The 24,123-nt window shown below is 38.3% G+C and carries 18 protein-coding genes and 1 tRNA gene; 11 read left to right on the top strand and 8 right to left on the bottom strand.

Going from position 1 to position 24,123, the window contains the following annotated elements:
* Nucleotides 1-691: 691 nt before the first annotated feature.
* Both KYH19_RS12745 and KYH19_RS12740 read right to left on the bottom strand, forming a co-directional pair.
* Nucleotides 692-1,276 carry a hypothetical protein gene (locus KYH19_RS12745; RefSeq protein WP_219075390.1) on the bottom strand — a complete coding sequence of 195 codons (585 nt, stop codon included), beginning with the start codon at nucleotides 1,274-1,276 and terminating at the stop codon, nucleotides 692-694.
* Nucleotides 1,277-1,616: 340 nt separating this feature from the next.
* Nucleotides 1,617-2,351 (bottom strand): NUDIX domain-containing protein, encoded by a 735-nt coding sequence (locus KYH19_RS12740; RefSeq protein ID WP_219075389.1) that lies wholly within the window; start codon nucleotides 2,349-2,351, stop codon nucleotides 1,617-1,619.
* Nucleotides 2,352-2,544: 193 nt separating this feature from the next.
* Here KYH19_RS12740 and KYH19_RS12735 point away from each other — a divergent pair, with 193 nt between their 5' ends.
* From KYH19_RS12735 to KYH19_RS12720, 4 genes are read left to right on the top strand one after another with little or no spacing between them, the layout of a single operon-like run.
* Complete coding sequence (locus KYH19_RS12735) at nucleotides 2,545-4,782, top strand: hypothetical protein (RefSeq protein WP_219075388.1); 2,238 nt, start codon at nucleotides 2,545-2,547, stop codon at nucleotides 4,780-4,782.
* A 32-nt stretch (nucleotides 4,783-4,814) separates the two neighbouring features.
* Entirely contained in the window at nucleotides 4,815-7,136 is a 2,322-nt protein-coding gene (locus KYH19_RS12730; protein WP_219075387.1) for a glycoside hydrolase family 3 N-terminal domain-containing protein, read from the top strand.
* A 45-nt stretch (nucleotides 7,137-7,181) separates the two neighbouring features.
* The gene (locus KYH19_RS12725; protein ID WP_219075386.1) at nucleotides 7,182-8,069 is read left to right on the top strand and encodes an alpha/beta hydrolase; all 888 of its coding nucleotides are present in this window, start codon (nucleotides 7,182-7,184) and stop codon (nucleotides 8,067-8,069) included.
* 12 nt (nucleotides 8,070-8,081) lie between these two features.
* Nucleotides 8,082-10,529 (top strand): glycoside hydrolase family 3 N-terminal domain-containing protein, encoded by a 2,448-nt coding sequence (locus KYH19_RS12720; RefSeq protein WP_255562415.1) that lies wholly within the window; start codon nucleotides 8,082-8,084, stop codon nucleotides 10,527-10,529.
* A gap of 613 nt (nucleotides 10,530-11,142) precedes the next feature.
* On the opposite strand, the gene KYH19_RS12715 is transcribed toward KYH19_RS12720, so the two are convergent.
* The 3 genes from KYH19_RS12715 to KYH19_RS12705 form a co-directional block, all read right to left on the bottom strand.
* Nucleotides 11,143-11,217: transfer RNA gene (locus tag KYH19_RS12715), tRNA-Arg, on the bottom strand.
* A gap of 349 nt (nucleotides 11,218-11,566) precedes the next feature.
* Complete coding sequence (locus tag KYH19_RS12710; RefSeq protein ID WP_219075385.1) at nucleotides 11,567-11,848, bottom strand: hypothetical protein; 282 nt, start codon at nucleotides 11,846-11,848, stop codon at nucleotides 11,567-11,569.
* Between the two features lie 127 nt (nucleotides 11,849-11,975).
* Nucleotides 11,976-13,055 (bottom strand): RICIN domain-containing protein, encoded by a 1,080-nt coding sequence (locus KYH19_RS12705; RefSeq protein WP_219075384.1) that lies wholly within the window; start codon nucleotides 13,053-13,055, stop codon nucleotides 11,976-11,978.
* Nucleotides 13,056-13,955: 900 nt separating this feature from the next.
* On the opposite strand from KYH19_RS12705, the gene mgtE reads away from it, so the two are divergent.
* Together mgtE and KYH19_RS12695 are read left to right on the top strand one after the other, a co-directional pair.
* Nucleotides 13,956-15,332, top strand: a complete 1,377-nt coding sequence (gene mgtE / locus KYH19_RS12700) for a magnesium transporter (RefSeq protein ID WP_121286824.1) — start codon at nucleotides 13,956-13,958, stop codon at nucleotides 15,330-15,332.
* A gap of 9 nt (nucleotides 15,333-15,341) precedes the next feature.
* Nucleotides 15,342-15,956, top strand: a complete 615-nt coding sequence (locus tag KYH19_RS12695; protein ID WP_219075383.1) for an HAD hydrolase-like protein — start codon at nucleotides 15,342-15,344, stop codon at nucleotides 15,954-15,956.
* Nucleotides 15,957-16,700: 744 nt separating this feature from the next.
* On the opposite strand, the gene ychF is transcribed toward KYH19_RS12695, so the two are convergent.
* A complete protein-coding gene (gene ychF / locus KYH19_RS12690; protein ID WP_029275975.1) occupies nucleotides 16,701-17,801 on the bottom strand; it encodes a redox-regulated ATPase YchF in 1,101 nt (366 codons plus the stop codon).
* A 201-nt stretch (nucleotides 17,802-18,002) separates the two neighbouring features.
* On the opposite strand from ychF, the gene KYH19_RS12685 reads away from it, so the two are divergent.
* Nucleotides 18,003-18,464, top strand: coding sequence for a hypothetical protein (locus KYH19_RS12685; protein WP_132404204.1), 462 nt, complete (start codon nucleotides 18,003-18,005; stop codon nucleotides 18,462-18,464).
* 74 nt (nucleotides 18,465-18,538) lie between these two features.
* On the opposite strand, the gene KYH19_RS12680 is transcribed toward KYH19_RS12685, so the two are convergent.
* Complete coding sequence (locus KYH19_RS12680; RefSeq protein ID WP_029275977.1) at nucleotides 18,539-18,862, bottom strand: DUF3276 family protein; 324 nt, start codon at nucleotides 18,860-18,862, stop codon at nucleotides 18,539-18,541.
* A 79-nt stretch (nucleotides 18,863-18,941) separates the two neighbouring features.
* A complete protein-coding gene (locus KYH19_RS12675) occupies nucleotides 18,942-20,732 on the bottom strand; it encodes an ABC transporter ATP-binding protein (protein ID WP_219075382.1) in 1,791 nt (596 codons plus the stop codon).
* A 435-nt stretch (nucleotides 20,733-21,167) separates the two neighbouring features.
* Between KYH19_RS12675 and KYH19_RS12670 the strand changes: the two genes are divergently transcribed.
* The 4 genes from KYH19_RS12670 (at nucleotide 21,168) to yajC (ending at nucleotide 24,107) form a co-directional block, all read left to right on the top strand.
* A complete protein-coding gene (locus KYH19_RS12670; protein WP_132404198.1) occupies nucleotides 21,168-22,256 on the top strand; it encodes a Glu/Leu/Phe/Val dehydrogenase in 1,089 nt (362 codons plus the stop codon).
* Nucleotides 22,257-22,306: 50 nt separating this feature from the next.
* Nucleotides 22,307-23,257 (top strand): transcription antitermination factor NusB, encoded by a 951-nt coding sequence (nusB, locus tag KYH19_RS12665; protein ID WP_132404195.1) that lies wholly within the window; start codon nucleotides 22,307-22,309, stop codon nucleotides 23,255-23,257.
* A 2-nt stretch (nucleotides 23,258-23,259) separates the two neighbouring features.
* Nucleotides 23,260-23,718: a DUF1573 domain-containing protein gene (locus KYH19_RS12660; protein WP_219075381.1), complete on the top strand. Its 459-nt coding sequence runs from the start codon at nucleotides 23,260-23,262 to the stop codon at nucleotides 23,716-23,718.
* A gap of 65 nt (nucleotides 23,719-23,783) precedes the next feature.
* The gene (gene yajC / locus KYH19_RS12655) at nucleotides 23,784-24,107 is read left to right on the top strand and encodes a preprotein translocase subunit YajC (protein ID WP_132404189.1); all 324 of its coding nucleotides are present in this window, start codon (nucleotides 23,784-23,786) and stop codon (nucleotides 24,105-24,107) included.
* Nucleotides 24,108-24,123 lie beyond the last annotated feature (16 nt).

Genomic DNA, 24,123 nt, shown 5'->3' with positions numbered 1-24,123 from the left:
GTAAATTAGCCACTTTTAGTGATATGTTGCAAGTGTACGTAATTTTAATGTAAAATAACTACTACATAATAATTATTTTTTATAATACTTGCAATGTCTTATAAATAATGTTTGAAATTTCGCTGATAATTAGCATGTTATGATGATTAAATATTATTTATGATTATGAGCACCTTGTATCAAATACGAATTAATTCCGAGGATGTTTAGACAATTATGATTTTTGGATAACTTCTATTACAAAACCAATCAAGCCTAGCCTACTGTATACGACTCCGGAAGGTCATATAAAGACACCTATATAATTAGAAAAAGAGATAAGATAAACCCTACACTCAAAGATGTCCGGTTAATCGTTGTTGCTTCTTTCTTTAGATTGATAGCCCCACATATCATAGATGAAAAATGAATGATTTCCTAATCAAAAAATATCGAACGCCTTCTAAACATTGAGAAAGCATATTTTGAGGCTGAAATATCCCTAAAAAGTGAAATATAGCGGCAATTTCCCTGAAAAATTAGCGTACATGAAGATTAATACGCTATAGTGAGCTATTTTTATTTGCCATAAATAACTGCAGATATGTATGTTATAAATTTTTTGTCAAGATATATAATTCCTATTTTAAGTTTGCCTAAGCTCACCCAGGTTATTTTAAAGATACCTGGGTAAGTTTTAAGTGGCAAAGAATTACTTTCTTCTAAATAGCCCAAAATTATACTTAAAGCCAATCAGGTAACTCGTGTTACTATTTGCGTTGGTTCCTTTTGCAAAAAACTCGATGTTATCACCTTTTGCAAGCGGCATTTGATAGCCAATACCATAAGCCTGATAAAATCCGTTTGTCGCTGTGGTACCATAATTGTAACTGGATCCTGTACCCATATACTGATGGTTTATTGTTGAATAAGCGTCCTGATAGCCAAAATCAGCCGCCAGGTAAAACTTACCCATATAATATTTAGCACCAGCATAGAATGCATTTTGGACAAGTTTAGAGTTTTTTGCTTGTCTACCCCCATTATTACCATCATAAATAGCAGGATTGTTCTTTTGCGTATAAGCGATATTTGCGCCGGCAGTAAGTCCCCAATGTTTATTGAGCCGATATTCATATCCAACCTCGGCTCCGTATACGGGGGCCTTAATTGTTGAATTTAGACCAACAAACGGAGCGACATAAACAGAATGTTTATGTAATGAGTCTTGAGCCATTATTTTGCCCACACCCAGTGCGCCAAATAACATAAGAAGAAGTGTAATTTTAGTTTTCATACTCCGAAATTATTGACTTCTTTTTTGTCTGCGTAATCATTAACCCTTTTTAACTTTTTTGACAATATTTAACAATTTCGGATATCTGTGGCTGCAACTGGTTTAAGCTTTTACATTAATCATTCTTTCTTTAAAGAAATATAGGATTGTAGCGTGGGAGCGAACAGATGGCTTTCGAATTAGCTTATTTTTCAGGAGAAATGGTACGACAAGGTAACATCATTCAATTTACGTGAATGTTTATTGTTAAACTTAACGAGGGTTTAAGAGGGAAATTTTATTAAATATTATGCCTGCTTATCGAATAATATGGTTGCTTTAATTCAACTTTATTGTCATACTAAAACCTAAATTCGTTTATTGCTATCTCATAATTTTGCTCATCAAACCTATATAGGTTAGGGGCCTTATGTGCTCCACCTTTTCTGGGTTCGTCAAGTTTGATCAGGATATTGTAACGCATCATTTTTCTGTAGAAGTTTCCCCGGTTCAACTTTTGTCCCAGTATGGTTTCATATAATGATTGTAGCTCTGGCATGGTAAAGGTTTTGGGAAGCAGGTTATAGCCGATAGGTTTGTAGCTGATGTGTTCCCTTAACGTACTTAATGCTTTTTGTAAGATTACTGCATGATCCATCACCATATTAGGTAGCTTATCAACCGGGATCCACTCACATTTGTCAGAAAAATTATCTGCAACAGGAGTTACCTGTGTATAATCCACCAGGGCGTAATAGCCAATGGTGATAAAACGTTGCTTGTGCCATAGATCATCTGGATAGCTTTCAAAATAGCCTTCAGAGCGGTTAAGATCGCCAAACACACCAAAATTATTCAGAAAGATTTTATCCGCTCCGCTGCGCTCGAACAAGATCCGCTTTGCTGCATCATCAATAGATTCATCTTTGTTCACATAGCCTCCCGGCAGGATCCAGTTGTCTTCGTTTTTCATTTTCAGCAACAATACTTTTAAGCTGTTATCGTGAAAGCCAAACACCACACTATCAATTGAAATATGGGGCAGGGATTTACGCCACATTTCGGCACTCGCATCTTGTATTTCTTGAATAATCATTGCTGTAAAGTAATGTTTTTTAGACACCGAAATTAATAATTTGTTTTTCTTAATTAAACATCTTAATATTGCTTCATAATGAAGCAATGAGAAGTCGCTTGATTTTTTCTAACCAATTTATCTCGCCTCAAAAATTTTTATGCTTTAAAAAAATAATCAATAAAATATCAGATAGTTTAATTATTCGTTAGTTATGAGCACCCCTAAAAGCATTTTACTGTTTTTAATGTCGGCATTTTCCATTCCTGTATTTGCCCAGGATCCTGTAAAAAGAGACTCCATCCCACAAAAGAAAATTGTAGAGAAAAAAGAAGAAGATAACCGAAATGTGATGCTCAACGCAGCAAACAATACCGGGCCAAGAGATGTAAATATTGGTCTTCCTTCAACTGTTGGAGGTATTACCATCCAGGAAAACGATTTGCCTGTAGTATATTTTTTCTGGCCCGAACTGCCTAACAGAACATGGCGCCAGAGTGTAAGCCTGGCTAAAACGGGCCTGCTAAAAATAGGGGAGTCGGTTATTACCACTGGCGATCTGGGCTTTGCGGTAAACTCTTATACCAAACTGGGAACGCCAAAGTTCGAACTGGTAGGTAATTTGTCGGCCAGTCATTATGGTTGGCTTAAAGGCGATGTGAATGTTTCCGGACCATTATCCAATGGCTGGTCTTATGTAGCCGGTATTTATCAGAACTATGATCCAAATTCATTTGATGTTCGGTTTTCTAACTATTCTGATAAAACCCAGATTTATCGTGCCGGTTTAACTAAACGTTTTAAAAAGGATAAAGGTGAGATCAGTTTCCTTTATAAATATGCCAAATCTATCTCTTTAACCAATTATGCGGTTTTCCAGTATAAGGAAAACGGGCAGGTGCAAGAATTGGATAATTTCAGGATCGGTAGAGATTCTTATATTATCAATGATGGAACGGTAAAGGTTAAAGATATTTTAACCGGAGAATTCAGCTATAAAAATTTAGGGAACAACGATGCTGCCTCAACTTCCCAGTCTTTTGATGTGCTGGGGAATTATAAACTGGGTAATGGATGGAAGTTTAATTTTTCTACCCGTTTCAGGTATGCAGAAGCAACAACACTTACAACTATTCCGCTAAGTATTTTCCAAACTGCTTCAGGTGGTGGATTTTCTTATCAATCAACAGGGGAGGACTATGCCGGAAATGTAAATTCGATGTTGGCTTTGAGTTCGCCAAAAGTGCCTACGAAAACGGCCATGTCCAGGTTTGAAATTACAAAAAAAGTAAATAACCATGATTTAAGAATCGGTTTAACCGAATATTTTTATGATGTCGACAAATTTACCTCAAGCCGTTCTTTCTACTACCAAGCCGTAGAGGCCAATCCCCGGAAATTGGTTAGAAATACTGCAGGCGGTAGTTCAAATACCGATGCGGATGGTTTTTATAACTATAATGTTGGCGGAGAATACCATAATGGATACGAAAATAAATTATCGGCTTATTTTTCTGATAAATGGGAAATTTCAAATAAACTATCCCTTAACTATGGCCTGAATTTACGCTACCAAAAAGTTAAGGGCGATTACTATTTAACCCCTAGAACCAGTGGTTTCGTGTTTGATCAGCGTCAGAAAACCTATATCGATAATAATTGGTTCCACCTTGGCGGATCTGTTAATGCGGTTTATAAAATTACCGATAAGCTAGGGCTATTGGCAGATTTTACCTATGCAGAAAACAATGGTAGGTTAGAAAGTTATTCTGGAGCTGTTGTACCCAATGTGGATAAAACAAAAAGTCCGTTAGGTGCATTTGGGATTTATTTTAACCATGATAAATTTAGTGTAGTTTCCCAGGCCACCTATCTTACCAGAAACAACTATCAGGCACGGCTAAACCTGGTTAATCCAGGCAATGGAAGCGATTCTCAGGTGGCTACTGTAAATTACGATATCCAGACGGTAGGCTGGACTACCGACATTGTAACCAATCCATTTAAAGGGTTTAACCTGCACTATCTGGTAACTTTCCAGAACCCGATCTATAAAAACTATAATTTTAACGCTTTTGGTAACAGTTACTCTTATGATAATAAAAATGTACTGGAGATTTCTAAAATCTTAATGGAGATCGATCCGAGTTACACTTATAAAAACGTAAAGGTTTGGGCAAGTTTCCGCTATTTCAGTAAGCAGTTTGCCAACCTCACCAATGCACTTTATTTCGCCGCAAGGTGGGAAACCTTTGGAGGTGTAAACTATAAAATTAACAAACACTTTGATTTTGGCGTAACTGCGGTAAACTTCTTAAACCAGACCGGAGCTAAAGGGACAATCAATGGAGCAGAGCTGATTACCGATGCCTCAGCTTATTATAACCAACTTTTAGTAGGCTCGTATATCCGTCCGTTTACTGTTGAGGCCTCACTTAATTTTAGGTTTTAACATCAGAAAGAGCCACATGTAATAATAAACAGATGAAAAAAATTACAACAACATTAACCCTGGGTGTTTTAGCCTGTTTTGCGGTAAATGCACAGCAAAAGGATGGTTTTACGCTGGTAGAAAATAACAATGGTGCAACACTCGGTTATTCGTCAGCCTCAGGCCTTAAAATTTTAACTATTGGGGGTAAAAAATTTAAGGATTTAAATAAAAACGGTAAGCTGGACAGGTATGAAGACTGGCGTTTATCTGCCGATGAGCGGGCTAAGGACCTGGCCTCAAAAATGTCGGTTGAGCAGATTGCAGGTTTAATGTTATACAGCCGTCATCAGGCCATGCCAGCAGGGATTTCGGGTTATAATGCAGGCACCTATAATGGCAAGGTTTTTCCGGAAAGTAAGGCCAGCGCCTCTGATCTAACCGATCAGCAGAAACAGTTTTTTAAGGATGATAACCTTCGTCATGTTTTAATCACCAGTGTGCAAACGCCGGAAGTGGCTGCCATTTGGAACAACAATGCACAGGCCTTTGTAGAAGGAATCGGCCTGGGGATCCCCGCGAACAACAGTACCGATCCACGAAATACCGCTTTAGTTACCAGCGAATTTAATGCAGGTGCCGGAGGCAAAATTTCTTTATGGCCCGATGGTTTGGGCATGGCGGCTACCTTCGATCCAAAAATTGTGCAACAGTTTGGCCAGATTGCCGCAAAAGAATACCGCGCCCTGGGCATTGCCACGGCTTTATCTCCTCAGATAGATTTAGGTAGTGAACCCCGCTGGTATCGCATTGCCATGACCTTTGGCGAAAGCCCTTTATTAACTACTGATATGGCAAGGGCTTACATTGATGGTTTTCAAACTTCTTATGGTAAGCATGAAATTAAAGATGGCTGGGGCTACAAAAGTGTAAATGCGATGGTTAAACATTGGCCGAGTGGTGGGGCAGAAGAAGGTGGCAGAGACGGGCATTGGGCTTATGGGAAATTCGCCGTTTATCCAGGTAATAACCTGCAGCAGCATATTGATCCTTTTGTAAATGGTGCATTTAAATTAAATGGAAAAACAGGTAAGGCCTCTGCCGTAATGCCCTATTATACCATCACTTTCGATCAGGATAAAAAGTACAACGAAAACGTAGCCAATAGTTACAGCAAATATATCATAACCGATCTGCTGCGTGATAAATATGGTTATGATGGTGTCGTGTGCACCGATTGGCTGGTTACCGGAGATGAGGGTAAAACGCCAAACCTATTTGCAGGAAAGCCCTGGGGAGCTGAAGCATTAAGTATTGCAGAAAGACATTACAAGGTGTTAATGGCAGGCGTTGACCAGTTTGGTGGTAACAACGATAAAAAACCGGTTCTGGAAGCCTATAAAATGGGTGTTAAAGAATATGGCGAGAAATTTATGCGGGCACGTTTTGAGCGATCGGCAGTGCGTTTACTGAAAAACATTTTCCGTGTAGGGCTTTTCGAAAATCCTTATTTAAATGTAGCCGAAACTAATGCCACTGTGGGTAAGGCCGAGTTTATGAAAGCTGGATATGATGCGCAGCTTAAATCAGTAATACTCTTAAAAAACAAGGCAAACATTTTGCCGCTCAAAGAAAAGAAAACCGTTTATATCCCTAAAATTTATTCAGCTCCTACCAAAGATTGGTGGGGAGTTTACACACCTGCCAGGTTAGATTATCCTGTAAATTTAGCGTTGGTTAAAAAATATTATATCGTAACAGATAATCCCGATCAGGCTGATTTTGCCCTGGTTTTTGTGACCAGTCCACAGAGTGCCGAAGGCGGTTATGACATTAACGACAGGAATAACGGCAGCAATGGTTATGTGCCAATTTCATTACAATATGGCACTTACACCGCAGAATATGCAAGGGCAAAAAGTATTGCCGCTGGCGATCAGGTAATCGACCCAACCATTAAAGATCGCAATTACAAAGGCAAAACGGTTACCGCTGCCAATACTATGGATTTAAGGACCATTTTAGACACCAAAGAAATGATGAAAGGGAAACCAGTAATTGTTTCGGTTACAGCGTCAAAACCAATGGTCTTTAATGAATTCGAAAAGGCGGTAAATGGTATTGTACTAAATTTTGGTGTATCAACACAGGCTGTTCTGGATATTATTTCTGGCAGCACAGAGCCATCAGGCCTGCTTCCGGTACAGATGCCAGCGGATATGAAAACCGTTGAAGAGCAAAAAGAAGATGTGCCGTTCGATCTGGTTCCGCATCAGGATACCGAAGGTAACCGTTACGATTTTGGCTACGGCTTAAACTGGAAAGGTGTAATTAAAGATGCCAGAACAGCACAGTATAAAGTTGTAAAACCATGAAAAGTTTAAAGTTCATTTTAATTCAGTTCACTAAAATATAAAATCATGAAAAATAAAATTATCTTAATACTGCTAGTCGCTTTAAGTTTCTCCGTGTCGGTAAAAGCACAAGAAACTGTTAAATTATACAATGGCGTTGCCCCGGGATCAGAAAACTGGAAACAAAAGGAGGCCCAAACCTATTCCGAACTGTTTAAAACAGAAGTGGTTTACAACGTTACCTCACCAACTTTATTGGTTTACAAAGTGCCGCAAGGCGTTCAGAATACGGGAACAGCCATTGTAATTGCACCTGGAGGAGGTTTTCAGAGTTTATCCATCAACAGAGAGGGAATAGACCTGGCCAAAAGGTTAAGCGAAAAAGGAATTACGGCCTTTGTGCTCAAATACCGTTTGGTAGAAACCATCACTAACGACCCTGCAAAAGAAATGATGGATAAGTTGAAAGATCGTGCCACTTTTGAAAAACAGACTGCACCCGTAATTGAATTGGCTGCAGAGGATGGTAAAAAGGCACTCGAATATGTTTATAAAAATGCATCAAAATTTGGTGTAAAAGCCAGCCAAATCGGGATTATTGGTTTTTCTGCTGGCAGTACTGTTGCCATGCAAACGGTGTTAAACAATAATACAACGTACGTTCCAAATTTTGTAGCCTCTATTTATGGCGGTCCGGCGGCTGATTTGCTGCAAAAACCAATGCCAAAAAAGGTTACCCCAATGTTTGTTTGTGCAGCCAGCGATGATCAGTTAAAGCTTGCACCAAGAAGCATCCAGTTATACAATAAATGGCTTGATGGTGGCTATCCTGTAGAACTCCATATGTACGAAAAAGGTGGCCATGGCTTTGGTATGGGCAAACAAAACCTACCTGTAGATAGCTGGGCCGATCGGTTTGAAGATTGGTTGAAATATCAAAAGTTAATGAATTAATAAATATAGATTATGAAAAAGAACCATGTTAACGGGGTGCTTAAGCTTTCGCTGATGGGGGTATTGGTATTTGCCAATATCTCCTGGAAAAATGCTTCCACAAATGGAAAAAACCCAACCTTAACCATAAACGGTTTTACCTTTGAAGATATGAACAGGAACGGTAAACTGGATAAGTATGAAGATTACAGGCTTCCGATAAGCGAACGGATTGATGATCTGATCAGCAAAATGACCGATGAAGAAAAAGCATCAATGCTGATGGGTACGGGAATGCCTGGTTTCGACGGACTTACACCAGTTGTTGGCGCCATTGAAGGCCGGGTGCCGGGTGCTGCTGGCGGTACTTACAAAATTAAGCGGTTGGGCATCCCTGAAATTATTGTGGCCGATGGCCCAGCCGGACTGCGTATTAAACCCATCCGTGATAACGATAAAAATACCTATTACTGTACCGCTTTTCCCGTGGGTACTGCATTGGCTTCGACCTGGAATCCAGAATTGATTCAAAGTGTTGGTAAAGCCATGGGTAACGAAGTGAAAGAATATGGTGTTGATGTGCTTTTGGCACCTGCTTTAAACATCCACCGCAACCCGTTAAATGGACGTAACTTTGAGTATTACTCCGAAGATCCCCTAATTGCCGGTAAAATTGCAGCTGCGATGGTTAACGGTATCCAATCTAATGGGGTTGGTACTTCGATCAAACACTTTGCGGCAAACAACCAGGAAACCAATCGTCTATCCATCAATGAGCACATCACCGAAAGGACCATGCGGGAGCTTTATCTGAAAGGTTTTGAGATTACCGTTAAAGAATCAAATCCCTGGACGGTGATGTCATCTTATAATCTGATCAATGGAACCTACACCTCTGCAAGAAAAGATCTTTTGACCGATATCCTCCGTGATGAATGGGGATTTAAAGGTATTGTAATGACCGACTGGTTTGGTGGTTACGCTGGTTTCAATGCTTTAAAAGCAGGAACAAGCAATGTGGTAGCACAACTAGAGGCTGGTAACGACCTGCTCATGCCAGGGCTTCCTGCGCAAAAAGCAGCCATTTTAGAAAACATGAAAAACGGAAAACTTTCTAAGTCTGTAGTTGATACCAATCTCAAGAGGATTTTAGAATTGGTTTTTAAATCACCAACCATAGCCAAATACAAATATAGCAACAAGCCTAACCTTAAAGCAAATGCAGAAGTAACCAGAAATGCTGCCGCTGAAGGAATGATTTTGCTTAAAAACAACAATAACTTATTGCCCTACACTGCCAAGGCAAAAGCAATTTCGGCCTTTGGCGTAACTTCTTATGATTTTATTGCCGGTGGTACCGGAAGTGGCGATGTAAATGAGGCATACACCGTTTCCTTGATAGAAGGTTTAGAAAAAGGTGGTTATCAATTAGATGCCGAACTGAAAACATTGTACACTCCATTTGTTGCAAAAGAAAAAGCTGCAGAATTGGAGAGCCGTAAAGAACGTGGTATTTTGGCTTTGCCACAAAGATTACCAGAACTTGAATTAAACAAAGAACTCATTGCTAAAAAAGCAGAAACTACAGAACTGGCCATTATTACGATTGGCAGAAACTCCGGTGAAGGAGGGGATAGAACGGTTGATAACGATTTTAACCTTGCTGCAGATGAAGTAACCCTAATTAATAATGTAAGCGAGGCTTTCCATGCAAAAGGGAAAAAAGTAGTGGTAATTTTAAATATTGGTGGGGTAATTGAAACTGCTAGATGGAAAGATAAAGTTGATGCGATTTTATTATCGTGGCAGCCAGGCCAGGAGGGAGGAAATTCTGTTGCAGATATTCTCTCTGGAAAAGTAAATCCATCGGGTAAACTAACGATGACTTTTCCCATAAAATATGAAGATACGCCATCGGCTAAAAACTGGCTGGGCACACCTATCGCGAATCCAGAAAATGTAACTTATGAAGAGGGGATTTATGTAGGTTATCGCTATTTCAATACATTTAAGGTAAAACCGTCGTTTGAATTTGGTTATGGTCTGTCTTATACAAATTTTGAATATACCGACCTTAAATTGAGTAGCAAAACTTTTAATGGAAAGTTAAACGCATTCATTACGGTAAAAAATACTGGTAAGGTTGCCGGTAAAGAAATTGTACAATTGTATCTTTCAGCACCACATCAAAATATTGATAAACCCGTAGAAGAACTTAAAGCTTTTGCTAAAACCAGGCTACTTAAACCTGGCCAGTCAGAAACTTTACCGTTAACCCTGTCTGCGAAAGATTTAGCCTCGTTTATGGAAAGTAAAAGTGCCTGGATTGCTGAAACTGGAACCTATAAAGTGGCTATTGGCTCATCATCTTTAAATATAAAACAAACTGCTGAATTCTCTTTGCCGCAAGAACTGGAAGTGGAAAAAGTGCATAAAGCATTTGCATTAATTGCTCCAATTAGCGAGCTGAAAAGTAAATAATATACGAGGCTGTATCAAAAGTAAAATATAGCTTTAAGTTCAGAATTTTATTTCGTTTCCCGTCATTCTCGCGCAGGCGGGAATCTTAAAGCACTTTGAAATAGCATTAGGATTCCCAATTAAATTGGGAATGACGACGTATCAAAATATAATTTGCTTAGTGAAGCCTGCTTAAATCTTTTTGATACAGCCTCGTTTTTTCAATATTGTATTTACTCGGCAATCCATTTGGCGGCCACTTTGCACTGAAATGGAGGGGTCACTATTAGTTAAGTATACAATGGATGTTATGAAGCTCTATAACCGGGGAAGTATTATAAGTCCTGAACAACTCCCTTTAGGCGAATTCTTATTATGCTCTTCTTGCGGAAAAAACCTGACTGGCTGCTCATCAAAAGGAAAATACAGAAGCTATTTCTATTATCATGTATTTCGTCATGTCGATTTAGAATTAATGCAGTAAAAGCCAATAAGGTCTTTGAAAAAGCATTAGCAAATCTTAAACCAGTAAACACCTGGATTGAATAAAAGTGTTGAGTTAATTCGGCTGATTAATAGCGATTTGCGTAAAATAAAAACGAGACAAACAGTGTAAAAACTGATTTGTCTCGTTTGGTGCTCCCGACGAGATTCGAACTCATATCGATGGTACCGGAAACCATAATTCTATCCATTGAACTACGGGAGCAAGGCTGCAAATATAGGATTTGAAAACTTATTTTTTTTGCATTTTCAATAAAAAAAATACACTTATTTTCATTCAGTCTTTATTCGGAAAATCCACCGTAATATCAGCGTTTTGTATATAAAAGGTGCATTTAGTGATGATAAGCATGCCAATCCCAGAATAAAAGTTTAGTCTAAACAGATTATTTTGGAGCGTACAACTTTGTTGCTGACACCGATCGGTACAGAGCCCTATGGTTGTAGAGGCGTTTGCGCGCGCAGACGAATTATCGATTTACTACTTAAACATTTTGCGTATAACCAAGGCATGCAATATACAGTAAGTTATAGTTCGCCATGGCAATGAGCTATCATTCTTCATTAAATTCCAATTTACCATCTATCACAGAAAGCAGCGTGTTTTTTTGAGCTAAAGCATTATGGACGGGGTATTTGTTTCCTTTATCCTTTAATGCCATAATCAATTTATTTCTCACCATTTGCATTCTCGCTTTGTACTTCGACCTCTTTTCGATGATGTCCTGTATATCGGTTTCGATAACTGATGCATCAATTTCATGGCCAAGGGTATGGATTTTATCAAGTAGTTCAATATAAGTAGTAAAGTATTCCTGAATATTATTATTTTCCATAACGTATTAACGCGAAAAACCAGATCTTGGTTTTAGGTTCTGCCTGATATTAATTGTTTAAAGACCGGCCAGATATTTAAATCCGATATCTGGCCGGTCGTCTGGTTAAGATCTTTAATCTTTTGTGCTACATCCCGTCCGATCGCATGGCAAAAACTAATTTTACATGTCTAAAGGCATTTGTTTCGCTCCATTCATTGTCATAGTTTAAACCGTAAGGCCAAAAATGCCCGCCTCCGGTATGTATAACACCACTTTGACCATCAAAAATCTTAATCAGTGAAGTTGTATTAGCTCCCAGGAAGTCGCCTGTAGAGGTATTTGATGTCCATCCGCTGCTCAAACCAACCCCATAAGTATGTGCAATTTCGTGCATTGCCGTACGCACATTCTGGTAACTGGTGTTAGCACCGAATCGTATATTTCCATTTGTACTGCCGTCGGCTGTAGGTACACCTGTGTTATATTGTACCGTAAGTGTGCGCGATGGCCAGTTAGCACCTGCATTATACCTCGAACAGGCATCATTCATGGCATTAGTAATGCGTGTCACTACATCGGCAGGTACTCCGGTGCTGTTAAGTACCCAACTCAATTGGCCGGTTGCATTAACCGTTAGTAAAGACCATTGCTGGTTCTCTCCGCCTCCATAACTCAATTGGTCGACATTAGCACCATCATCGATAGACTGATTTGCAACTTCAAGGTCCTTGCCGCTGTTCCTGTTTACAATACGATAATAGCCGTTGCCAAGTGATGTAAATAGCCATTGCTGGTTTGTTGCTCCGGAGTAGGTAGCTATGTTTACATTGTTTCCATCGGCTGTTCCTGCCTGATCAACCTGTAACCCTTTAGAACTATGCACGCCAATAATCGTATAGTAGCCACCGGAAAGTAGGGTTAAATTCCATTTTTGATTTGTTCCGCCTGTACCTCCGTACTGGGAAACATTGGCGCCATCTGCAGTCTGAAATCCACCAACATCCAGAACTTTTCCGCTTTTGCGGTTCACAATGTAAAAAGTACCATTAGTGACTGATAGAGCGGTTTCGTTAGGCGGTATTGCACTTAGTTTTCCCTTTATCGAAAGCGGATCTTTGATGTTGTCTGAGTTCGGTAACTCGGATTTTCTGCAACTGCCTGCAAATAAAAGAATTCCAAGCATAAAGATGCCAAACGGAACTGAGGTAGAAAATTTTGTTTTCATAAAATTTAGGTAAAGGTGAATGAACAGGCATATGTATCTGTTCGTTTGGTTATTTTAAAGAGGGCATATGCAACTCATTTAGTTGAGCCCCTCTTTTTTACTATGAATGCATGCTTTAAAATGATCTTAATTGATTTCAGAATTCAGAGAAGATTGCCGCTGTTACACTGGTAATTGGGAGCTTTGTAGCATAATTTAGTTTCTCATAATCGGTTAAAAAGTTTTGTGATTTCAAAAAACTGGTTATGTCAATTTTAATTGCCTGCAACCAGTAATATCCATTTGGCAATTGGGATATCAGGATCTGTCATTTTTATACTTGGTTAAAACAAATTAAGCATAAAAAGGCGCTCGTAGTGAGGGGTAATCTGATAAAGATTAGGGGGCAAACTCTTTTGTTTTGTCTGTTATTGCTTTATTTTAAGCTTTTTATAGAAATAAGATTTTTATAAATTTCTTTTTACGTTTATTTTTTATCTGGTAAAGAAAAAACAAACTGAATTTTTCAATAGAAAAGATACGCTGAAGCTAGTGAAAAAGGACAGTGTTGATATTATGATGGGAGTTTTAATAGAGTTGAATAGATCAGGACTATTGATTGTACCGTAATAATCTTGTGGTTTATTAATTTTCAATACTATTTCATTAAAAAAAGCTTGTTCTTAACCATCAAATGCTTAACAAAAGAAACTTCCTGCCGTTGAGATATCTTTTATGTTAAAAAATGATTAAATCATTGCCCTTACATTCCTGTATGTTGGCTTTATGCATTCCTATTTTTAAATTCGGCTGTTCGGTTCGCGGTTTTTAAATGCTTAGGTTGGCTTTTTAGGAAATAAAAATGCACCTTTGCGAACCGTTAATAAAGGTTTAGGCATGTAACAAATTAAATAGCTGTGTATGGAAGAAATGGTTGTGGAAGAAATTCAGGAACTACTTGAAAAAGAGAATGATAAGGCGTTAAAGCAGTATCTGGATCAACTGAATATTTCGGATGTTGAAGAACTGATAGATGAACTCCCACAATATGCAGCTAAGTTTATAGAAACCTTATCCCTCAACAGGGCAGTAAACGTATTCAGGATCCTGGATTTTCCTACGCAGGAACGTATCATAAAAAAACTTTCGGGCAATAAACTCAATCAGATCATCAAAGATCTGCCACCCGATGATCGTACCGCACTTTTTAGCGAATTAAAAGGCGATGTGGTTAAAAAAATGATCACCCTTTTGCCACCCGAAGAACGTAAAGAATCGCTCGCACTTTTAGGCTACAAAGAAGATAGTATCGGCCGTTTAATGACACCCGATTACATCGCTGTAAAACCAGAATGGTCTATTACCCATGTTTTGGCGCACATCAGGCGTTATGGTAAAAACTCCGAAACCATCGATGTCGTTTATGTAATCGACAAAGATGGGGTATTGTTAGATGATATCAGGATTCGTGAGGTTTTACTGGCCGATCCTGAAGCTATTATTGGTGAATTAACCGATAAACGTTTTATTGCACTTAAAGCAAACGATCCTCAGGAAGATGCAATTAACATCTTCAGGATGAATAACCGGGTGGCTTTACCGGTAGTAGATGAGAATAACATTCTTTTAGGTATTGTTACGGTAGATGATATTTTGTGGATTGCCAACGAAGAGTACACTGAAGATATGCACAAAATCGGGGGTACAGAGGCTCTGGATGAACCTTATCTCGATATCCCGATCCTAAAACTGGTAAAAAAACGTGCAGGCTGGCTAATTGTGCTATTTTTAGGCGAAATGTTAACCGCAACAGCCATGCAACATTTCGAAATTGAACTCGAAAAGGCAGTAGTGTTATCGCTTTTTATTCCATTGATTATGAGTAGCGGGGGGAATAGTGGTTCCCAGGCTTCAACATTAATTATCCAGGCCATGGCTTTAGGCGAGGTAACCATTGCCGAATGGTGGCGGGTGATGCGCCGCGAGCTTGTTTCCGGAGCCTTGCTGGGCATCATTTTAGGCACCATTGGTTTTATCCGCATTATAACCTGGCAACAGTTACATCTCTATAATTATGGGCCACATTGGTTTTTAATTGCAGCTACCATCTTTTTTACCCTGGTTGGCATTGTGTTGTGGGGCAGTTTAATTGGTTCGATGATGCCAATCATATTGAAAAAACTGAAACTCGATCCTGCAACATCATCAGCACCATTTGTAGCCACCATGGTTGATGTGACTGGAATTGTAATCTATTTCAGCGTAGCCGTATTAATTTTAAAAGGCGTTTTACTTTAAATTTAAATCATGCAAAAGAAAATTACCACACTTTTTACCGATATAGGGGGCGTTTTATTAACCAATGGCTGGGATAGGCATGCAAGAGGAGAGGCTTCGGTGCTTTTTAATCTTGATTCTGTTGATCTCGAAGAACGCCATCACCTTACTTTCGATACTTATGAGGTGGGTAAACTAACGCTTGATGAATATCTGGAACGTATTGTTTTTTTCGAAGAACGGAACTTTACCTACGATGATTTTAAAGAATTCATGTTCAAAAAATCACTTCCTTATCCTGAAATGATTGAGTTGATCTGTGATTTAAAAAAGAAATACAACCTTAAAGTAGCTGTAATCAGTAACGAGGGCAGAGAGCTGAACCAATACCGCATCAATACATTTAAACTAAATGAATTTGTGGATTTCTTCGTATCATCAAGCTTTGTGCATTTCCGCAAACCCGATGCCGATATTTTTAAGGTAGCGATTGATATTTCGCAGAGCGATGTAGAAACGAGTTTGTATATCGATGACCGGATGTTATTTGTACAGGTTGCCGAAGGTTTAGGTTTAAAAGGCATTCACCATATCGATTACAAAGATACTAAAGCACAGTTAGCTGCGTATGGGTTAGAGATCTAGAAGAGAAATCGTCATCTCGACTGAAGCGCAGCGAAATGGAGAGATCTATCTTTTAGATTTCTCGAGTTCGTTGCATTCCACTCGAAAGGGCGAATTTGCAGATTTATCATCGTTGCAACGATGATTATTCCATGCTTCAATCTCAAAATAGTCCTTTGTATTTGGAAAAAGCAAAGACAGAAGCTATTTTTTAGCGTTTCTTCCCGCTTTCTGTTCAAGGCCTGATGAAGGATCAGGCGCTTTCACTGTCAATCGGGTTTAGATGGCAAAATAACTGCTAAAAAGAAACAGCGCTTCATTATCTGTGTTTATCCGTGGTTAATTCCTGTAATGCTGCTAATCGCCCCTAACAGCATAGCATCTTCCGTGTTTCCGAGTCTCTGTGGCAAAGATCATTTATGATACTTGAAGAGTTGACAATTTTCTGTGTCGCCTTGACATTAAAGTTGGCAACTCTGAATAAAACATTAATCCATCTGTGTAATCTTCGGTTAATTCCTGTAACGCTGCCAATCGCGCCTAACAGCTTAGCATCTTCCGTGTTTTCCGAGCCTCCGCGGCAATATCACTTATAATACTTGAAGAGTTGACAACTTTCTGTGCAACCGTGCTATTAAAGTTGTCAACTCTACTTAATAGATTCTGTGCCTCATGATAAAAATCTATAAACAAAAAAGCCACTCTTTCGAATGGCTCTATACTATCTTTTTTTTAAAAAGCCCCTTTCAGGGGTTTGGGGTAGGGCTAAACATTAAACCTGAAGTGCATGATGTCTCCATCTTCCACAACATAGGTTTTTCCTTCAACACCTAATTTACCAGCATCTTTACAGGCGTTTTCAGAACCTAAGGTTACGAAATCGTTGTATTTAATTACCTCGGCACGGATAAATCCTTTTTCGAAATCAGTGTGGATTACACCAGCAGCTTGAGGTGCTGTAAAGCCTTTTGTAATGGTCCAGGCACGAACTTCTTGTACGCCAGCAGTAAAGTAAGTGTAAAGATTTAATAATTTATAAGCTGCGCGGATCAATTTATTTACGCCAGATTCAGTTAAACCTAAATCAGCTAAGAATTCCTGACGCTCTTCGTAGCTATCCAGTTCAGCAATTTCTGATTCAATTTTAGCAGAGATCACCAAAACCTCAGCATTTTCATCAGCAACGTTTGCTTTAACCAGATCAACATATTTATTGCCGTTAATTACCGATGCTTCATCAACATTACAAACATACATGACCGGTTTTTGCGTAAGCAGACCTAAATCTTCAATAAAATCGAAATCATCTTGAGCCAATGCCGCAGTACGGATAGATTTACCTGCTTCTAAATGCGCTTTAACTACCGTTAAAATTTCATAAGTACGTTTAGCATCTTTATCGCCTCCTGTTTTAGCCATTTTTTCAACTTTTTGAATACGTTTATCAACGGTATCCAGGTCTTTAAGCTGAAGTTCAGTATCAATAATTTCACGATCGCGTATCGGATCAACAGAACCATCTACATGAATTACATTTCCGTCATCAAAACAACGTAAAACGTGAATAATTGCATTGGTAGCACGGATATTTCCTAAAAACTGGTTTCCCAGGCCTTCACCTTTCGATGCACCTTTTACCAAACCTGCAATATCTACAATCTCGATTGTATTCGGTTGCACTTTGTTTGGTTTAACCAACTCGGCCAGCTTGGTTAATCTGTCATCAGGTACTGTAATTACGCCAACATTGGGCTCAATAGTACAAAAGGGAAAGTTTGCTGCCTGCGCTTTTGCATTTGATAAACAGTTAAAAAGAGTCGATTTTCCAACATTTGGTAAACCAACTATACCACATTGTAATGCCATTATTTATTAGTCTTTAAGTCTTTAGTCCACAGTATTTAGTCGGTAATCGCTTTATCCATCACATCATCCATCTTACATTTTTCCGTATCACATCTCCGCTAAAACCGCGCAAAGATAAGCTTTTAAAACCTTTATTTAAACCCTTGCTATTGTATCAAATCTATATTTTATCTAAGTTTAGCCCAAAATAGACAGAGATAAATGGAAGATTTTGAAAATGAAGTGCCTCAGGAAGTGAAATTAGTTGTTACCGAAGAAATGCGGAGCTATTTTTACGATATGAGTAAATGGGCAAGGTTTTTATCGGTTGTAGGTTTTGTTGTCTCTGCATTTTTAACCTTAAGTTCATTTGGTATAGGGGCAGCAATAACAGCTAATCCGGCTATGCTCAATCAATTAGGGCCCTTGGCCAGTATCGGCGCAACGGGCATTACCATATTTTACCTTTTGCTGGCGCTCCTCTTTTTTTACCCAAGTTTGTTGTTGTTACGTTTTTCAGCCAAAGGCAAACAAGGTGTGCTGTTTGGCGATCAGGAAAATTTAAACGATGCCATTGCAAATGTAAAATCACTTTTTAAATTTTGGGGCATACTTACCATTGTGTTACTGGTGAGTTATTTTCTGTTAATTCTTGCAGTAGCGGTAAGTGTAGGTGTAAAATAAACAATAAATTATACAGATAAAAAAAGCCTACTGATTTTCAAAATCAGTAGGCTTTTTATTGAAATTATAATTACTTAAAAAGTAAAATCGTCGCTTGCTTTAGTGCTATGTTCTCCATTTTCAGAGTATTCATAACGTTTTTCAACCACATCCTGGTGGGTTTTGATGTAATCAACCGTTTCGTTTAGTCCTTCTGCAAATTTTTCGAAATCTTCTTTGTATAAAAAGATTTTATGTTTTACAAACACACCGTCTTCTAATCTTTTCTTGCTCTCGGTAACTGTTAAATAATAATCACCCGATCTAGTAGCCTTCACGTCGAAGAAATAAGTTCTCTTACCTGCTCTTACTTTCTTTGAAAAAACTTCTTCTCTTTCCTTGTTGTCGAATTCTCCCATGGTTGGTATTGATGTTGGTTTTTGGTTTCGGTAAATATAAAGCAAATATTTAAAGTTCAAAATACAATTTTAATACAATTTAAATCGTACGCGTTTCCTCCTCCAAAAGTTGGTTGTTGTAAAGCTCCGTATAACTCCCGTTTAGCTTAAGTAATTCATTGTGTGTGCCTTGTTCGATGATTTTCCCGTCATCGAGTACCAGGATTTTATCTGCATTTTTTATGGTCGAAATCCTATGGGCAATTAAAATACTGGTTTTTCCAGCCATAATTTTACCAAGGTTTTGTAGTATTTCCTCCTCGGTTTTAGTATCAACCGCCGAAAGACAATCATCAAAGACTAAAATTTTAGGCGATTTAATCAATGCTCTTGCAATAGAAACACGTTGTTTTTGTCCTCCCGAGAGTGTTATTCCCCGTTCACCCAACATGGTTTCGAATTTTTCTTCAAAATCAATAATGTTCGTATAAACCGAAGCGTTTTTAGCCGCATCATGCACTTCTTCATCAGTAACCTGGTCTAAACCAAAGGCTATATTGTTTTTTATGGTGTCAGAAAATAGGAAAACCTCTTGTGGTACAAAGCCAATCTGGCTTCGGTAATCTTTAAGGTTTAGTGCTTTTATATTCTTTCCATCGATGCCTATCCTGCCGTTTTCTACATCATACATCCGCATAATCAGATTTGCCAATGTCGATTTTCCTGACCCTGTTTTGCCGATAATAGCTACAAACTCGCCACTATTGATTTCAAAACTTACATCTTTTAAGGCCTCAATGCCTGTATCCGGATAAATAAAACTCACATTATCAAATTTGATATTACCCTTTAGCTCAATTTCTGCAGTTTCTTTAGATTGAATGTCTGATGGGATATCTAAAAACTCATTTATCCTTTGTTGTGAGGCTGCAGCCCGCTGGATTAAAGAAGTAACCCAGCCCAGCATGGTTACCGGAAAAGTTAACTGGTTAATATAAATGATAAATTCGGCAATATTCCCTGCGGTAATGCTGCCATTCATTACCTGGATCCCACCAATATATATGGTTAAAATCGTACTCAAGCCAATCAACAAGAGCATGGTAGGGTAAAACAAAGCTGACACTTTAACCAGGTTCATCGAGTCTTTTTTATAATCATTGCTCTGGATTTCGAACATGTTTCGGGTATAATCTTCGCGAACATATGATTTAATGATCCTTATCCCCGAAAAACGTTCCTGTACAAAGCTCGAAAGATCTGATAAACGTTCCTGGATCTTGCCGCTTTTTTTAAAAATTAGCGTATTCACATAATAGATAATCACCACTAGAAATGGAAGGGGCAACAGGCAATAAATGGCAAGTTTGGAATTTACATCAAACATCGACCAGATAATGAGCACCGATAAAACGAAGGTATTAATGGTGTACATAATCGCCGGACCAACATACATCCTTACCCGGTTAACATCTTCTGTGGCTCGGTTCATGAGATCGCCAGTGTTATTCCGGCGGTAAAAACCCAGGCTCAGCTCCTGATAATGCTGGTAGATGTCGTTTTTCATATCAAACTCTATATGCCTCGACATTAAAATAATGGTTTGGCGCATAAAAAACAGAAACAGCCCACGCAATAAATAAAGCGCAATAACCAGCAACCCAAAAAATAAAAGGTTACTGCTAAATATGTCGTAAATTATGGCCTGTCGATCGAAACCATGAAAGAGATTAAATATTTGGATGTTTTCGTCAATCAGATCAACCGCATAGCCAATCACCTGGGCTGGCACTACACCGAAAATATTAGAAATCACTACGAAAATACTTCCGGGTATAATCCACCATTTGTATTTGAGGAAGTAGTTGTTTAATCGGCTCAGGTGTTTCATGTTGTACAAACTTAGCTAATTTTGTTATTTCATAATACATATTTATCTATTGTGGGCCTAAGCTTTAAAAATTAATGACACTTTCGAATGTAAAAGAGGAGATGTGGGATGGAATATGTAGGGTAACTAAGCTGTTCTCAGGTGGTCAATGATTATTTTGAAAAGCAAGGTTCGGTGTTTTTGGGTTATGTAAGTCCTGCTATCGCTTCAAGTCCTCGCTGCGCTGTGGGCTTTCCGCTTTATCAGGTTTATTTAACATAAGCCGGTGGTTCTTCAGATAAGATGGAGTACGTTCTTCTCCAAAATAATACTTTTTTTAAACTAATAACCTTGTTTATTTAATTCTGTCCAAATTAATTTTTGTTATAGTTTAGTTAAATACGTGTAATAATGGTTTTTTATTTTAATTTTGCAGCAGGTTAGCCTAACGTTAATATGCCAGCAAATTCTCCGTCAGATTCATCAATTTTAGATCAGTTAAGTGTCTATGGGCACAAAAAATTGGTTTTTTGTAATGATCCAGATACAGGTTTAAAAGCAATTATTGCAATACACGATACCACGTTGGGTCCCGCTTTAGGCGGAACACGCATGTGGAGTTATAGTACCGAAGGCGAAGCATTACAAGATGCGCTGCGATTATCACGCGGAATGACTTACAAGGCAGCGATAACAGGGTTAAACCTGGGCGGAGGAAAAGGCGTAATTATTGGCGATTCCAGAAAAGACAAAACAGAAACTTTAATGCGTAGCTATGGCAGGTTTATTAAAAACCTAAATGGCGAATTTATTACTGCAGAAGAAATGGGGACCAATACACGCGATATGGAATATATCCGTATGGAAACCAATTATGTTACTGGTGTTCCCGAGTCAATCGGTGGAGCAGGGAACCCGGCTCCTTTTACTGCTCAAGGTGTTTATTTAGGCATTAAAGCCAGTGTTAAAGAGGTATTTGGTACAGATATGCTTGCCGGGAGAACCATTGTAGTACAAGGCATCGGAAATGTTGGTGAACACCTGGTTGCCCTTTTAAGAAAAGAAAATGCCGAAGTTTTGATCAGCGATATTAACCAGGAACAATTAACTTATGTTGCCCGTAAATATAAAGCGAAACCGATAGAGGCCGATAAAATTTTCACCACTGATGCCGATGTTTATGCCCCATGTGCAATGGGTGCTACCGTTAATAACAAAACCATCGAAAAAATGAAATTTGCAATTATTGCAGGTTCAGCAAACAACCAGTTAAAGGATGAGGTTTTAGATAGCGAATTGCTTTTGAAGAAAGGAATTTTATTCGCACCTGATTACCTGATTAATGCAGGCGGATTAATTTCCTGTTATTCGGAGTTAACTGGTTTTGGTAAAAAACGTACTGTACAGCTTACGGATAATATTTACGATGCTACACGCAGTGTAATTAAATTAAGTAAAACCGAAAACATATCAACAAATATTGCTGCCAATCGCATTGCCGAGAAACGGATTGCAGATGTTAAAAAAATTAAATCGTCATATTAAATCATAATTATTAAAACAGGTTTTAAAAAACCAAACTCGTTCTTACATTCATGTTAAACAGAAGGCACTTAAGAATCAAAGCTTTGCAAAATATTTTTGCATGGCACATGGCAGACAAAAAAGACATTAAAGGTGATTTAAAAACTTTAATGCAGAGCATCGATAGCGTGTACGAAATGTACATCTGGATGTTATCTTTAATGGTAGAAGTTACCGAATTTACTGCTAACGACGCTGCAGAGCGCGCAAATAAGTTTATTAAAACTGCAGAGGATATTAATCCTAACATGAAATTGCTAAACAATAAGTTTAGCGTTTTAATGCAGCAAAATCCAGAGTATGTTTCTGCAATTAAAAAATACAAGGTAGATTGGGGTTTCGATCCGGAAATCCGTAAAACCGTTTACAATTCTTTAAAAGCATCAAAAGAATATGCCGATTACCTTGCAGATCCGAACGAAAGTTTAGAGTCATCAAAAGATATCATCAAATACATTTTCCGTAAAATCATCTTAAAAAACCAGGCTATTATTCAGGTTTTTGAAGAGAAATTTATCAACTGGCAAGTAGATCACGAAGTGATGAAAGGTATGGTTGCCAAAACCTTGAAAAACTTCACTTCTGATGACCCATTCAAAAATAAATTGACCGAAATTAGTGCAGACTGGGTAGAAGACAGCAAATTTGTTCAGGATCTTTTTGTACATACTTTGCAGAACGATGCAAAATATCAGGAAATGATTGCCGATAGAACCAAAAACTGGGAATCAGAACGTATTGCATTAATGGATACCATTTTGATGAAAATGGCCATTTGCGAGCTGCTAAATTTCCCATCTATTCCGGTTAAAGTAACCATTAACGAATATTTAGAGTTGTCAAAAGATTACAGTACACCGAAGAGTAATTCGTTTATTAACGGTATTTTAGACAAAATTTTAGGCGATCTTAAGAAAAATAACACCATTAAAAAGATTGGCCGCGGATTAATCGAAGATTAAAAATGAAAAGAACATTTATTCTGGCTATTGCTGCACTTTCTTTTGTAGCATGCCGTAATGCAAATAATCAAACCAGCGAAACTGCTTCAGCTGTTTCAGTTGGCAATGATACCTCAAAAACAGCTAAAGTTGCTCCGGCAGATGCACCTGTTATTGTTTTCGAACGCGATATTTTCGATTTCAGTAAAATAACACAAGGTGAAAAAGTTAAGCACGATTTCAAATTTAAAAATACAGGCAAAAGTCCACTCATCGTTTCAAATGCAACGGCAACTTGTGGCTGTACTGTTCCGCAGGTACCAGGCGAACCTATTTTACCAGGTAAAGAAGGTATAATTAGTGTGGTTTTTAATAGCGAAGGCAAAATGGGCATGCAAGATAAGGTAGTAACCATCACTTCAAATGCAAACCCAACGGTAACCACAGTTCATTTAGTGGGAGAGGTGCTTGCTAAAAAATAAATTGGTTCAATTGTTTATGGCATCATCCATAAGGACCAAAATTCATAAAAACAAAAAAATAAAAAATGACATCAACAGTAATTTTACAGGCAGCAGGCGGATTTGATCCAAGACAATTAATCATGTTTGGAGCGATTGCACTGGTATTCTACTTTTTTATGATCCGTCCTCAGCTTAAAAAAGCCAAAGACCATAAAAAATTAATCAGTGAACTGAAAAAAGGTGATAAAATTGTAACTACAGCAGGTATTCACGGCCGTATAGCCGATATGAATGACACAACTTTTTTAATCGAGGTTGAAGGTGGTGTAAAAATCCGTTTCGATAAATCGGCAGTTTCTTTAGATGCAACAAAAGCAACAGTAACTCCGGCTGCACCTAAAGCTTAATAAAAATAATAAAAAT

Origin of the sequence: Pedobacter sp. D749 (assembly GCF_019317285.1) — a bacterium.
In the GTDB taxonomy this organism is placed as follows: domain Bacteria; phylum Bacteroidota; class Bacteroidia; order Sphingobacteriales; family Sphingobacteriaceae; genus Pedobacter.
This window is presented reverse-complemented; position numbering and strand designations above follow the sequence as displayed.

Excerpts from the sequence above, each read along its gene's own strand:
- KYH19_RS12745 (WP_219075390.1), bottom strand. The coding sequence starts at position 1,276 with ATGAAAACTAAAATTACACTTCTTCTTATGTTATTTGGCGCACTGGGT.
- KYH19_RS12740 (WP_219075389.1), bottom strand. The coding sequence starts at position 2,351 with ATGATTATTCAAGAAATACAAGATGCGAGTGCCGAAATGTGGCGTAAA.
- KYH19_RS12735 (WP_219075388.1), top strand. The coding sequence starts at position 2,545 with ATGAGCACCCCTAAAAGCATTTTACTGTTTTTAATGTCGGCATTTTCC.
- KYH19_RS12730 (WP_219075387.1), top strand. The coding sequence starts at position 4,815 with ATGAAAAAAATTACAACAACATTAACCCTGGGTGTTTTAGCCTGTTTT.
- KYH19_RS12725 (WP_219075386.1), top strand. The coding sequence starts at position 7,182 with ATGAAAAATAAAATTATCTTAATACTGCTAGTCGCTTTAAGTTTCTCC.
- KYH19_RS12720 (WP_255562415.1), top strand. The coding sequence starts at position 8,082 with ATGAAAAAGAACCATGTTAACGGGGTGCTTAAGCTTTCGCTGATGGGG.
- KYH19_RS12710 (WP_219075385.1), bottom strand. The coding sequence starts at position 11,848 with ATGGAAAATAATAATATTCAGGAATACTTTACTACTTATATTGAACTA.
- KYH19_RS12705 (WP_219075384.1), bottom strand. The coding sequence starts at position 13,055 with ATGAAAACAAAATTTTCTACCTCAGTTCCGTTTGGCATCTTTATGCTT.
- mgtE (WP_121286824.1), top strand. The coding sequence starts at position 13,956 with ATGGAAGAAATGGTTGTGGAAGAAATTCAGGAACTACTTGAAAAAGAG.
- KYH19_RS12695 (WP_219075383.1), top strand. The coding sequence starts at position 15,342 with ATGCAAAAGAAAATTACCACACTTTTTACCGATATAGGGGGCGTTTTA.
- ychF (WP_029275975.1), bottom strand. The coding sequence starts at position 17,801 with ATGGCATTACAATGTGGTATAGTTGGTTTACCAAATGTTGGAAAATCG.
- KYH19_RS12685 (WP_132404204.1), top strand. The coding sequence starts at position 18,003 with ATGGAAGATTTTGAAAATGAAGTGCCTCAGGAAGTGAAATTAGTTGTT.
- KYH19_RS12680 (WP_029275977.1), bottom strand. The coding sequence starts at position 18,862 with ATGGGAGAATTCGACAACAAGGAAAGAGAAGAAGTTTTTTCAAAGAAA.
- KYH19_RS12675 (WP_219075382.1), bottom strand. The coding sequence starts at position 20,732 with ATGAAACACCTGAGCCGATTAAACAACTACTTCCTCAAATACAAATGG.
- KYH19_RS12670 (WP_132404198.1), top strand. The coding sequence starts at position 21,168 with ATGCCAGCAAATTCTCCGTCAGATTCATCAATTTTAGATCAGTTAAGT.
- nusB (WP_132404195.1), top strand. The coding sequence starts at position 22,307 with ATGTTAAACAGAAGGCACTTAAGAATCAAAGCTTTGCAAAATATTTTT.
- KYH19_RS12660 (WP_219075381.1), top strand. The coding sequence starts at position 23,260 with ATGAAAAGAACATTTATTCTGGCTATTGCTGCACTTTCTTTTGTAGCA.
- yajC (WP_132404189.1), top strand. The coding sequence starts at position 23,784 with ATGACATCAACAGTAATTTTACAGGCAGCAGGCGGATTTGATCCAAGA.